Source organism: Ruegeria sp. HKCCD8929 (genome assembly GCF_013031405.1).
GTDB lineage: Bacteria > Pseudomonadota > Alphaproteobacteria > Rhodobacterales > Rhodobacteraceae > Ruegeria.
Genome location: NZ_WPZY01000009.1, coordinates 151024 through 164058, shown reverse-complemented (window position 1 = coordinate 164058; position 13035 = coordinate 151024). Strand labels below are relative to the sequence as shown.

General features: G+C 57.0%; 8 protein-coding genes. 6 read left to right on the top strand and 2 right to left on the bottom strand.

Annotated features, from left to right (window positions below; genetic code table 11):
• Positions 1 to 76: 76 nt before the first annotated feature.
• Positions 77 to 1045: a sugar ABC transporter substrate-binding protein gene (locus GOX53_RS15465; RefSeq protein ID WP_217351797.1), complete on the bottom strand. Its 969-nt coding sequence runs from the start codon at positions 1043 to 1045 to the stop codon at positions 77 to 79.
• Positions 1046 to 1277: 232 nt separating this feature from the next.
• Here GOX53_RS15465 and GOX53_RS15460 point away from each other — a divergent pair, with 232 nt between their 5' ends.
• From GOX53_RS15460 to GOX53_RS15435, 6 genes are all read left to right on the top strand, one after another.
• On the top strand, positions 1278 to 2477 hold the full coding sequence (locus tag GOX53_RS15460) for an ROK family transcriptional regulator (protein WP_371810323.1): 1200 nt from the start codon (positions 1278 to 1280) through the stop codon (positions 2475 to 2477).
• 416 nt (positions 2478 to 2893) lie between these two features.
• Positions 2894 to 4678, top strand: a complete 1785-nt coding sequence (locus tag GOX53_RS15455) for an SARP family transcriptional regulator (protein ID WP_171177845.1) — start codon at positions 2894 to 2896, stop codon at positions 4676 to 4678.
• Between the two features lie 37 nt (positions 4679 to 4715).
• Complete coding sequence (locus tag GOX53_RS15450; protein ID WP_254446580.1) at positions 4716 to 5669, top strand: phosphatase PAP2 family protein; 954 nt, start codon at positions 4716 to 4718, stop codon at positions 5667 to 5669.
• A 17-nt stretch (positions 5670 to 5686) separates the two neighbouring features.
• A complete protein-coding gene (locus GOX53_RS15445) occupies positions 5687 to 7234 on the top strand; it encodes a S8 family serine peptidase (protein WP_171177843.1) in 1548 nt (515 codons plus the stop codon).
• Between the two features lie 452 nt (positions 7235 to 7686).
• The gene (locus tag GOX53_RS15440; protein WP_171177841.1) at positions 7687 to 7866 is read left to right on the top strand and encodes an AlpA family transcriptional regulator; all 180 of its coding nucleotides are present in this window, start codon (positions 7687 to 7689) and stop codon (positions 7864 to 7866) included.
• 211 nt (positions 7867 to 8077) lie between these two features.
• Complete coding sequence (locus tag GOX53_RS15435) at positions 8078 to 9490, top strand: DUF6880 family protein (RefSeq protein WP_171177839.1); 1413 nt, start codon at positions 8078 to 8080, stop codon at positions 9488 to 9490.
• 293 nt (positions 9491 to 9783) lie between these two features.
• Here the strand turns inward: GOX53_RS15435 and GOX53_RS15430 are convergent, their stop codons facing one another.
• Complete coding sequence (locus GOX53_RS15430) at positions 9784 to 11730, bottom strand: pentapeptide repeat-containing protein (protein WP_171177837.1); 1947 nt, start codon at positions 11728 to 11730, stop codon at positions 9784 to 9786.
• Positions 11731 to 13035 lie beyond the last annotated feature (1305 nt).

Sequence of the window (13035 nt, the reverse complement as noted above, 5' to 3'; positions counted from 1 at the left end):
ACAACACTAGCAAGTAATCGGCTGAGAATAAGGATTTTCGAGGAGAGGCCGCAGCAGGGCCTCTCCGTTGGTCAGATCAACCCCAGCAGAGGTCCATCCCTTCTTTGACCGAGATCGACTCGACGCCATCGGCTGCCTGGTCGGTCACCAGCGCAACGCCGGTGTCGAAGAAGTCTTTCCCGGGCGTGTTTTCGGGCTTGACGCTTTCGTCGGCCCATTTCTTGACCGCCTCAACGCCGAGAGAGGCCATCAGCAGCGGATATTGCTGCGAGGTGGCGCCGATGACACCGTCCGCGACGTTCTGAACGCCGGGGCAGCCACCGTCGACCGAGACGATCAACACGTCATTCTCGCGTCCGATGGCTTTGAGCGCCTCATAGGCGCCAGCCGCCGCCGGTTCGTTGATGGTGTGGATGACGTTGATGGTCGGGTCCTTGGCCAGCAGGTTCTCCATGGCGCGGCGCCCGCCTTCTTCGTTCCCATCGGTCACATCGCTGCCCACCAGACGGGGATCCGTTTCATCCCCGATGACATTTGGGTCGGCCAGGTCCACACCGAACCCCTCCAGGAAACCCTGGTTGCGCAGAACGTCCACGGTTGGCTGACTGACATTAAGGTCGAGTGTGGCGATTTTTGCATCGGCGGCGGCGTCCCCCATCTTGGCCCTGGCCCATTGGCCAATGAGGAGACCGGCCTTGTAGTTGTCGGTCGCAAAGGTGGCGTCAGCTGCATCCACCGGGCTCAAAGGTGTATCCAGAGCAATGACGATGATTCCGGCATCGCGCGCTTGCTGAACGGCCGGTACAATCGACGAGGTGTCCGAGGCCGTCAGCAGAATGCCCTTGGCGCCATCCAGAATGCAGGTTTCGATGGCCTGAACCTGTGTTTCGTGATCGCCATCGACCTTTCCGGCGAAGGCTTTCAGGGTCATCCCAAGCTCTTCGGCCTTGGCGGTGGCACCCTCTTTCATCTTGACGAAGAACGGGTTGGTGTCCGTTTTGGTGATCAGGCACACGGTGGTGTCGGCAAACGCGCTTGCTGACATCGCGGTGAGAGCCAGCGCTGTCGCGCCGACGAGTTTTGAAATCTTCAAAGCTTATCCTCCCATTATCTCCCCTGCCCATGCGGGCATCTGAGCGACCGGGTGGAATTCGACCCGATCCCATACCCAAAACCATCACAAGATTCGAATTGTGAGTCAATAAATAAATCACTCTTAATTATTATTGACAGGCCCGCCTGTCTTTCACATTCTTGAGGCCCAGGAGGACGGATGATTGGCGGAAGAGGCAAGGCAGAGCGGCGATCCGGTTGAGCGGGTTTCCGAGGTGCGCGGAACCAACCAGAGCGGCATGCGGGCGCATAATCAGCGCCTCGTGCTGTCGCTTGTCCGCAAGCATCAGGCATTGGCGAAATCCGAGATTGCCAGAATGACCGGCCTGTCCGCGCAAACCGTTTCCGTGATCATGCGCCAGCTGGAAAGCGACGGCCTGCTTCTGAGGGGAGAGCCGGTCCGTGGCAAGGTCGGGCAGCCCTCGGTTCCGATGCGCCTCAACCCGGATGGCGCGTATTTCCTGGGCCTGAAAGTCGGACGGCGGAGTGCCGAACTGGTCCTGACGGATTTTCTGGGACAGGTGCGGGACCGGGCCAGGCAGACCTATAGTTACCCCACGCCCGATGCGACACTAAGCTTTGCGAATTCGAGCCTGAACGACTTGATTTCGCCGATGCCTCAGGCCGCGAAGGACCGCATTTCAGGCCTGGGCATTGCGATGCCGTTTTACCTTTGGGACTGGGCCCAGACGTTGCAGGTTCCGCAGGAGAAAATGGACGCGTGGCGCACTGCCGATCTGCGGGCGGATCTGTCCGCGGCCCATGATATTCCGGTATCGGTCCAGAACGACGCCACCGCTGCGTGCGGGGCAGAGCTGGTTTTTGGTCCGCCGGATGGTCCCAGAGATTTTCTGTATTTCTATGTCGGCTACTTTGTCGGCGGCGGTGTCGTGCTGAATGGTTCGATCTATTCGGGGCGCGGAAATGCCGGGGCGCTCGGCCCGTTGCCGGTACCGGTCGCGGCCGGGCAGGTGAAACCGCTTATCGACGTGGCCAGCCTGTATGTCCTTGAAAGGGCAATGGTTGCCGCAGGTCATGATGCCGCCTTGCTTTGGGAAAAATCCGAGCACTGGAATGTGCCGGACGACCTGCTGACCAAATGGATCGAAGGCGCTGCGCGGGGGCTTGCACACGCGATTGTCTCATCCTGCAGCCTGATCGACTTTGAATGCGTCAAGATCGATGGCTGGATGCCGGTGACGGTGAAAGACCGCCTGATCGCCGAAGTCGACAATCAGCTTTCGAAGCTGAATCTGACCGGCCTTGAGCGGCCCCGGATCGACGCCGGTTCGGTCGGCCCCGACGCGCGGGCACTCGGCGCGGCGAGCTTGCCCCTGTCGGAAAGATATCTGGTCGAGGCATAGATTCCTCTGCGCGACGGTCTAGTTCAGGCACAGGCAAGCTTCATGCTCAACGCACTGCTCGGGTGGTCTGGCCGTGCCGGTTTTCCGACGTATCCGCTCGCGCGGTGCCTCCGGCACCTGCATTCGACGCCGATCCCGATTGAGGGGCAAAAGAGCCAAACGACCGCGTATCCGCGCCAAAAGACCCAAAAAAGATGGCCAGGCAGTGGATTAGAGGGGTTCCGGCCGTGTTGGTTGACGCATGCTTCACGCTTGGCTCACGCGCTGGGGGTATCCAACTCATCAATAGAAGCTTGTTCAAGGGCGATGGGATGTTTGGAACGCAAGTTTTACAGGGGACCCCAAGATTGTTTAATGTTCCAGCACAGATACAGGGCAGACCACGCAAACCCGGCTCTGCCCGAGGAGTTTCACCAATGGTTAACGACCCGCCTGCTTCTCTGGACATCTTTTTGATGGGCCCTTTTGCCGTCCTCGATCAGCAGGGGCGCACGTTCACCCCCAAAAGTCAGAAATCCAAGGCCGTGGTGGCGATGCTGGCCCTGGCGCCGCGCGGGTCGCGCTCGAGGGTCTGGCTGCGCGACAAGCTGTGGAGCGACCGGGGAGAAGATCAGGCATCGGCAAGCCTGCGGCAGGCCCTGCTGGATATCCGGAAGAATTTCGGCCCGGTCTATAAGGACATCCTTATTTCGGACAATTATTCGGTGACGCTGGATCTGTCGCGTGTCCGCGTGGATGCCATTGATCTGGTCGAACAGGCTGAGGGCGGACAAGCCGAAGCGTCCAGCGGTCCGGCGAAATTGGCGGGGGATTTCCTTGAAGGGTTCGATATTTGCGATCCCGAGTTTGAAAACTGGCTGACGCTGGAACGGCAGATCTGGGTGCGCCGGTTCGAAAGAAGGGCCCTGGAATCCGAGCAGCCTGACGAGCCGGATGTGGCATCGGTCGATCATGGCGTCCTGCCCGCCGCAGAGTTCGGCCCCACCGCCGACGCGGATATTGCAACGCCGGACCCATCCCCGGTTACATTGCGCAAGGCGCCCGGATCATGGGCGATCGGGCTTCTGGATACGCCGATGACGCAAGGCTACACCAAGCTGCTGAGCGACAAGCTGATGCGCAATCTGCAGGATATGGGCCGGGTGCCCACGATGCGCGTCAGTCACGACTTTCTGGCGGCAGGAAGGATGATGGGGGCCGGTCACGTTGAAATCCCCCTGCTGGTACGTGTCATCGAAATCCCGCAGGGCGAAAACGTGCGGCTTGCGATTGAACTGGTCTCGACGGAGGACGGGGTGACCAGCTGGTCCTCGAGCCAGGTGTTTTCACCGCACAGCTTCGCTCAGGCGGCCGTGCCGGATCTGAACGGCCTTGTGTCCCAGACAGTGATCCAGATCGGGCGGCAATTGCAGGCTGCGGCCACCACACAGGACATGGCCAGCGCCGGTCTGCTGATCGAGTGCATCTATCAGATCTTCGGTCTTTCGGTGGATCAGCTGAGCAGCGCGGTGGACAAGCTGAACCGGCTTCTGAAACACCAGCCGAATGCCCAGACCTATGCCTGGATGGCGTTTTCGAAGTCGTTTCAGGTTGGGCAGAGGTTCTCACCGGACGCAGCCGCGTTGATTTCCGAGGCGCAATACTATGCAACCCGTGCCCTGGAGGAAGACGAGTTTGACCCTTTGGTGCTGTCGCTTGCGGCCCATATCCATTCCTACCTGTTCAGCGAGTTCGACCTTGCCGCGTCCCTGTTCGAACGGGCGCTCAAGCTTGATCCCGAACAGACCATAGGCTGGGATCTCTATGCGACGATGCACGCCTATACCGGCCATAACGGCAAAGCGCTGGCCATGGCGTCGTGGGGGCAGCATCTGGGTGCGAATACGCCGATCAGCTACTATTTCGACACGACCAAGTGCATCGCGGCAACGCTGGCGGGCGACCACAAGAGCGCGATTGAAGCCGGCGAGAAGGCCCTGGTGCAACGACCGAAGTTCAACTCGATCCTGCGCTATCTGGTGTCCAGCCATGCCCATCTTGGCAACGCTCAGATGGTCGAAAGCCTGCGCCAGCGCCTGATGGATGTCGAACCGGACTTTTCCACCGAGGTTCTGAGGGGAAGCGGATATCCCGGTCTTGGTACCGAGGGGGGACAGCACTTTCTGCTGGGCCTGCGCAAAGCCGGCTTTGGCGGCCGCTGACTTTTCAAAGCTCAACTGATTTTCAAGGGGAGGATTCATGAAAGACGATACAACGACATCCACGGAATGCGGCACAATGGCTGGACTGCTGACCGTCAGCAAGATCCAGATCGGACCCAAGGGGCTGCTGTTTGACGAGGCCTCTGACGGCCAAACGGAAATCTCGGTTCAGACCCGAACGGGCGCGCAGGGAGCGGGCGGCGTCAGTGCCGTGCGTATGGTGCTGAACAAGTCCGCGTTCAACAAATCGGTGCTCAACAAAAACAAGAATAAGAACAAGAACAAAAATAAGAACAAGAACAAGGTGATGGCGCCAAGCGCGCAGGGCTCAAGCGGTGCCCTGATGCCGACCGAGGCGCTGTTGCGGCTGCACCGCGCCGGGTCGGGGGAAATGGCCGACCGGATGCCGGGCGAATGGACGGATATCGTGCTGACCCCGCCGCCCGGTCCCGATCACAGCCGGTTGGAGACCGAGGTGCTGCTTGCGATGCAGAAAAGCCGAAAGGAACGCCGCCAGCGCACACCTGACATTATTCAGGAGGCCACGCTGGATCTGTCCGCCTTTACCCGCCCGTTGGGCATAGACGGGCTGGCCGGTTTCGAAACGACCGAGGCGCTGTTTCTGGAACTGCTGACCATGACCGAGTATATCGGCCTGTACTACAAGGGCCTGTTCGGACGCCTGCGGCCCAATCAGGTTGAACCGCGCCTGCGGCCCGTTCTGCCGAACCCGGCACATGAGGCGTATCCCAGCAATCATTCGTTCCAATGTCATTCGATTGCGTTCGCATTCAACACGATCCTGCCCGAACATCCCGCGACGCAGACGCTATCTGAGGTCGCTCTGAACGTTGCGCAAAACCGGGAATGGGCCGGGCTGCACTATCCCAGTGACACTGCAGCAGGTCAGGAGCTGGCCAAGAGCTTTGCCCCGCTTTTCGCCGAGGCCTTTGCGGACCGCTATCAGGCCGTTCAGCAGGAATGGATTTGAGACAGGAGTTCAAGACATTGAAAAACGACAATAAAAAACCGGCTTCGGTCCCGGATGAATATTACTATCTTTGGCATCTCGTGTCGCTGGGGGTCATTACGCCGGACGAAAAGGGCGAAGGCTTTGCCGATACGTTGTGGGACAGGTTGTCCCGCAAGGGAGACATGAGCCCGTCCTGCGTTGTCCTGATCGATGTGGGCTGCAACTTTGCGCACCCCAATCTCAAGACGCGTGTTGATCCCGCCCGGTCAATTGATTTCACCGGTTCGCCCTTTGGCACGCGGCTCAAGAAGGATGCAGCCGACCCTGATGCGCCGCAGCAGAACTTCCAGGGCCTCGACACCAGCGCGCTTGTCCTTGAGGGGTTGCCGACAGACGACCTCGCATTGTTTGAAGAGGTCGTTCAGCATCTCGAAGGCTCCTCTGGCCGAGTGCGCCGGCACGGAGATGTCGAGGCACTGTTCTCGTCACACGGCACTGCAGTCAGCGGGCTGATCGTCGGCGGGCCGGAGGTGTGCCCCGCTAAGGGTGAGCCGACTGAGGGTGTGATGCCGTATTTCGGCGTCGATCCGTTTTCGCATCTCGTCTCGGTGCGCACCGGGTTCGACAACGACCCGCTGCAGTTCATCGCGGCCCTGCTTTATGCCTGGCATCAGAACCCCGACGTTATCGTGATGCCGCGTGGATTGCCCGACCCGGACCACTCCAACTCGGCCAAGGATGACTTCAAGGCCAATCTGGAAAGCTGGGTGAACAGAGAAGCGGCGGACCTCCATGATCGCATTCAGATTCTAAAGGAGAATGCCGAGCCCATTGACCCGTCCGCGCCGCAGACCTCTGCCAATGGCCGGCGCTTGTGGCGCATCGTGCAGGCGCTTCTTGTGGCGATCAGCAAGCACGTTCCGGTCGTGTGTGCAGCCGGCAACGAGGGGGAAAGCCAGCTGCTTTACCCCGCGAACCTTGCCAACCGCGAAAACGGCATCATCGCCGTGGGCGCGGTGTCAGGCAATGGCTACCGGTCGGGCTATGCGAATTACGGTGAGGGGCTGACGGTGGTTGCCCCGTCCGACGACATGACGGTTTTCAACCGCCACCAGATCCGAGGAACCGAGAAGAGCTTCGAGAAGCACGGGTATCTGAAACCCGACGAGGCCGGAGAGTATCCCTATTGCAACATGGGCTTGCTCAGCACCGATATCGGTGGGCGTTTCGGCTATGACACCGGATCGGGGTCGGATGACGAGGTTGACGACGAAAACGCGCAGGATGGCTATTACACCCTCTTTGGAGGCACGTCCGGCGCCTGCGCGCTGGTCGGCGGCGTCGTTGCCCTGCTGCGCCGTGGTGAGCGGCTGGCGGGCAAAGACGCCAACCGGCGCGACGGGCGGGATATCAAATCCCTGCTGTCGGAAACGGCTCGTTGCGAAATACCGGTCGGCGCAGATCTGAAGCCGCTGCGGACGGACAGTATGAACGCATTTGGCGAAGACGCCGCCCCGCCGGAGTTTTTCTTCGGAGCAGGCCTTGTCGATGCCAAAGCCGCGTTGGATGTCGTGCTGAAATAGCGGGTGTCGGACGTTTCCAGCTTGTTGGCATCAACATGGGCCGGAATCTGGTTAGAGATTGTCGGGACTGCTAAGAAACGGCAAGGTAAGAGGATTCAAACGTGGAGCCACTGATGGGGCCTCAAGGCCTCATCAGATCTTATCGTGTTGTTTCGAAGGGCTTTGGGGAGCGATTTGGTGCCAGGAGAGGACTCGCATTCTCCAGGTATTTACTTGATATCAAAGTATTATCCGCCGTGTGATTTTTCTTGATACCCCCAATGATACCCCCACGCGGATAGTCGTTAGGAGGTTCGAGGCCCAAACGTGACCCACATTAAGTCCATTCCCGGCTTTTGTTGAACATATAAGAACCTCGTCAGATCAGCAATCATCCTCTATCTTTGAGTGACCTGGAACCGGGCAACCGCAACCGGGGCATCGCGATGCTCCTTATCAAAGGAGTTATCGTGATGAGGATACTGTCGAAGAAGGCGCTCAAAGAGTTGGTTCTCTATTCGCCTCAGCATATCGCCAGGCTGGAGAAAGCAGGCCAATTCCCGAAACGGGTACAGCTGGGCTCGAACCGGGTGGGATGGGTTGAAAGTGAAGTGTTGGATTGGCTCAAAGAGCGAATACTCGCTCGAGAGTAACCACTGATGCTCCATATTGGAGCGTGGCGGCCCGGATGTGCACAGTTCGGGTCGCCGTCGGTTTCTCAGGATACTCATAGGATCGCCTCACGCCGCGATGCAGCTTTCGCACTCCGGCTAATCGTGACCCAAAGCTGCTTGTGGGCGTCACTTGTCTTTACGGCGCGGCCAAGGCATTGATGCGACTACCACTGCATAGGCGATCTCTCCCATGGCCCGTAAACCTGCTCTTTCCGTCGACAAACTGAAAGATCTCGGCACTGCAAAGCTGGCTCAACTGGTGCTGGATGAAGCCGAGCGAAATGCGGGCTTCCGCCGTCAGGTCAAGGCGGCATTGGCCGGAAAATCCGGCCCTGAGGCTGTCGCCAAGCTGATCGACCGGCGACTTTCTGGATTGGAGCGGGCAAAGAGCTTTGTTGACTGGGACAAGGCCCGCGCCTTTCGCGACGATCTGCGCAACTTGATCGATACCATCACGGCTGAACTTGGGCCGGGCGCCCCGGCACTGGCCATTGACAGGCTGCTGCGTTTCATCGCCACACACGAACGGGTGTTCGAACGCGTGGATGACTCTTCTGGCAGCATTCAGGACGTCTATTATCTGGCAATTGCCGCCACGGGCGACCTGAGCAAGAAATTGACCGGGCCGGAGGCTGACCTCCTACCCGAGAAGGTGATGGCCATGCTGGGCGAGAGCTCGCACGGTTATCTGTTAGACATCACCGAGGCGATAGCACCACATCTGCCAAAGGACACGCTGATCCGCTGGGATGCCGACCTGGCCGAAGCCATCGAAGAGCGGCATGCAAAGGAAACCGATCAGGCATCAGATCGCTGGTTCTATTCCATGATCTCGCAGTGGGCTGAAATGCGCCAAACCATCGCGTCAGCGCGCGGTGACGTCGATCTGCTCATAGAGTTTGAGGCGAAAAAGCGTCCACATATGCAAGATACGCTGGGGATTGCAGAACGGCTGTTGGATGCTGGGCGCGTCGCCGAAGCGCTTGATTGGGTGCGCAAGCCGGGACAACGCACAATTGACGGCTATGACAATGAGATAACACCGACAAGGGTCAGCCTGGAGGCAAAGATTCTTGAGGCCCTGGACGACAAGCCAGCCGCGGCGGCGCTGCAATGGCGCTGTTTCGAGGCAACTCTTTCAGTTGATATCCTGCGTGAATATCTGAAAGGTCTGCCGGATTTCGAGGATCTTGAGGCCGAGGACCGTGCCCATAAACTGGCGCTTAAGCATGGCAATCCGGAAACCGCGTTGCAGTTCTTTATCGACTGGCCGCGCCAGGATTTGGCAGCAGAACTGATCGTGATACACCGGCACCGCTGGGATGGAAGAGACTGGCATATCCTGCCCAAGGTCGCGAGGCTTCTGGAGCACGAATATCCGTCGGCCGCGACAATCATATACCGGGCACTTCTCGACGACATCCTGGACCGCGCGCTCTCAAAGGCCTATTCGCATGGCGCAAAATACCTGAAGCAACTGGACTTGCTGGCTAGGGATGCTGACAAATCCCTCCCGAGCAGGATGGCGGACCACGCAACCTACCTCGCCGGTTTAAAGAAAGCCCATCCGCGAAAGACCGGTTTTTGGGGAAGAGTTGGTTAGTTGGAAACAAGCGCCACGCCACAATCAACGTCTTCACGCACACCAATCTGGGTCAAAAAGGATGAGTGAACGGCCCAAAGGAGACATCCGGCAATCGAATTTCTACTGTGATGCAGCGTCCGACAACCTGACGTTGATCAACTAGAATACTAATTTGGCATCCGACCCTAATCTGACAGCGCACACTTTTGGCCCCGGTCGCCTTCTCGGTCAATGCAGGAAAGCGAGGCTACCGGCCTTACAGCGATTTGTACATTTTTGAACCACAAGATTACAGGAAGTGTTCGTCTGAACTATTCGCAGGTAAATGCCGCAAGGGCAGGCCTGAAGTATTCCGGATGCGACAGCGACGTCCGCGTATACGACCACATCATTCTCTTAATCTCCTGCGGGACACGCTCCCAACAGAGGGGCAAGTCAAAGCGATCATCAAACATGCCTTCTGTCACCTCTTCCTCGATTACGACGCCAAACAAGTCTTCACTGACTTCATCTGACGCGGTTGTGAAATCAACGCCCGTGGTCAAGTCTTGTACCGCCCGTTTCGGACCGGGACGCGCGGCCACTGCAGCGTACCACCGCTCTTTACTCAGGGCCACAAGCTCGTCGAGCTGATCATTTTCTATCTCCGCGTCTCCAACCTTTACAAACCCTAGCAAAGTACGACGGAGCCATGCCCCCGACCAATCAGAGGCCTCGAGGTCGACTCCAATGAGGATAGAGTTTTTGATCCGAACGTTCCGTAAATTGCTGTTTGGGAGGCTAACGAGGTAGAGAAATGCTGAGCTGACATCGGCGCCCGAAAAGTCCACCTTATCGAAGTTTCCGGAAAAGATGTAAACGTTCCGGAGATTCGAGCCGGAGAAGCTGGTCTCGACAGTTGGCTCCCCTAACGAGCCAAAAAAGGTGAGCGACCGAAGACGCGCCTCCCTAAATTGGGTTCCATTTAGATTTGTATTTATGAACGTCGTATTAGATATCTCCGCGCGTTCAAAAATTGCATTTGTGAGGTTGGCACCTCCAAAGTCCACGCTCTCGAGGACTGCACCACTGAAATCTGCACCTCTCAGGTCGGCATCAGAGAAATCCACGTTTCGGATAGTGGCCCCTCGTAGGTTAGCGTTGCGAAGGTCAACACCTGAAAGATCGAGCGAAGGGGAGCCGGAATAGAGTTCCCTCGTACGACGCTGCCACTCCTGCAATACATCAAAGCGAATTTCGTCACGTAAGACGTCGCACTCTGCCTGAGTTATCCCAAGTTCCTCGGAGCACCACTGATAGCCTCGCTCAAGAAGTAATGCCACTCGAGGATCGTCACTATCCTCAATACCTGCACCGCAGATTGCTTTGGGAATCCCCGCTCGATCACATGCCGCTTGCGCAAGCTCTCGTCCGAAAGTTTCCCGGTTCCGCCAAGTGCCCACATCCTGCGTTGTGAGTAATGCCTCCTGCAGATTTGTACCCGCAAGTAAGCTCTCAATCTTGACCGACCCATGTTTGAGGGTCATAGACCCGCCCAAGTCAGTGCGCACGAAACCTACCGCAATTATTACCAAGGCAATCACGGTTGAGACGAACCCCACATTGATGGGGTCACTGCGCTGCCCCCGGATATTTCGAAAGAGCATCCACGTAGAAAGGCCTGCATAGATGCTAACTGAGAGCGATAGCCCAACTATTGTAGTGATCCATTCACTGTGCGCGGGCCAGCTGCGAATCCAGAAATAGCCGAACACCAGAGGGCCTGCGAGCCAGACCATGAAAATCGTCGTGAAGCCCGTCAGCGCGTCCATCCGCCGGGGTTGGCCAACGTGCCGCACGCGTTGAAGGTGATCGACAAGAAGCCAAGGCTTCAAAAATTCCTCGAGGTGCTGCCCTTTGTGTTCCTTTGGCAAATTGCGAAAGGCGTCGACTACCTGCCGGATGTTGAAATGTAGATAGATGTAGAGCGCGGCGCCTAGGATCGGAGCAAAAACAAAGAATGATCGAGTGGGGATCGTGACGTTGACGAGCGGGAGAGCTGTGTTGCGTAGAGGCAGGAAAAAGTCGATGTCCTCCACCGCGAGCACGGTGACAAAAATAAAGGTAAGATAGGCGAGAAGCGCCAGCCAGTTGCCCCGCCCGGTCGGCACGAGTTCGTTAAAATGCGCGATCTGTGTTTCCTCACGCGCGATGAGCTCATCTTCTTCTTCCGCTTCTCTTTCTTCTCGGTTGGCGGGTTTTTCTACTGGTTTGGTCATGGTGCCTCCAAAAAATAGATGGGAACGAACAGTGGCGGAACGAATGACTTAAAACGATGAGACAATGCTAACGCATTAGGCCGTTCGAGCGTAGAGATACCTGCGACTTTCTTATCATAGAAAAACGCGCGAGCGTCGGGGCGTTGGTTCACATACAAAACACCATTCGGCTCAACGCTCGCAGCGGGAAGATTATGGCCCAAAACGGAATGAAGGTTTCGGACACCGCTAACGTTGCAAACCCGTACCGAGTTGCAGCCTCGATCGTCAGAGCAAGAAACATCTTGGGGCAAGTGGATGTTGGAAACTACGTAGGCCAGTTGTGCAATAATCTCAGCTCGCCGCGCCTTTGACGTGATCTCTACGGTCAGCAAGAAACTTCGCAACAGAAACCATCATCGCGTCAAAACCATTAGGAAACGCGTCATCGTAAGCAAATCCACAAATACCCCTGGGATTTCCGGTTGGCCAATCGCCGCTTACAACTTTTTAAGTAGGTCAGAAGAAATCCTGAGGCGACAGGGAAAAGTAGTCACTCCAACCTTGGCCCATTCCGCGGCCTTGGGGCTTCAACAAGGCGGTCGAATTGGATTTTGAGCCACCAATCGGCTTGTCAAATCGTGCGCGAATTCGGGGAACACCACGTCGGAATCGAAGGCGGCATGCCGGCGGTAGCGGCAAGGAGACTATATCGTGATTGGATACGAGCCATCGATTGCTTGTCAATCCAGGCCAAAAGCTTGCGACACAACTCTTCAAGGTTCTAATCCTTTCGTTAGCACAACATCGCGCACTTTTCCTGATCTTTTCCCATCTCGCACCTCGTTTTGTTCCCGGCAAATTCTCGAGAAAAAGAATATATTTGATTCGTTCCACGCGATTATGCGTGGGCAGAAATCTAGGATCAAACCTGAAAGGAAAGTGAAATGTTAAAGTTTGTTGTGTCTGCCATGTTCTGCTTAACCATTGTGTTACCCGTTTCAGCGTACGCATACTCGATTGATCCGGGCCCGTATCCCCCGGATTACGTCCCTGCTTGGGGTGACACAGTCTACTATGAAACCTTCAGAGGTGGAGAACCCGCCTACATTGACTTAGAAGGAGACTGTCGCTCTGACATCGACTTATGGGTTTACGATGAGTATGGGAATCTCGTCGCTAAGTCGACTTCCTATGGTTGTTACGAATCTGTCGAGTTTTTTCCTAGATGGACAGGACAATTCAAGATCGTTGTCGAAAACCATGGTAAACCAAACGGATCAGAGTATTGGCTGACAACTTACTAGAGTCAATTGACGAAAGCCC

Coding starts and splice junctions, on each gene's coding strand:
- GOX53_RS15435 (WP_171177839.1), top strand. CDS start 8,078: ATGGCCCGTAAACCTGCTCTTTCCGTCGACAAACTGAAAGATCTCGGC.
- GOX53_RS15455 (WP_171177845.1), top strand. CDS start 2,894: ATGGTTAACGACCCGCCTGCTTCTCTGGACATCTTTTTGATGGGCCCT.
- GOX53_RS15440 (WP_171177841.1), top strand. CDS start 7,687: ATGAGGATACTGTCGAAGAAGGCGCTCAAAGAGTTGGTTCTCTATTCG.
- GOX53_RS15465 (WP_217351797.1), bottom strand. CDS start 1,045: ATGTCAGCAAGCGCGTTTGCCGACACCACCGTGTGCCTGATCACCAAA.
- GOX53_RS15430 (WP_171177837.1), bottom strand. CDS start 11,730: ATGACCAAACCAGTAGAAAAACCCGCCAACCGAGAAGAAAGAGAAGCG.
- GOX53_RS15450 (WP_254446580.1), top strand. CDS start 4,716: ATGAAAGACGATACAACGACATCCACGGAATGCGGCACAATGGCTGGA.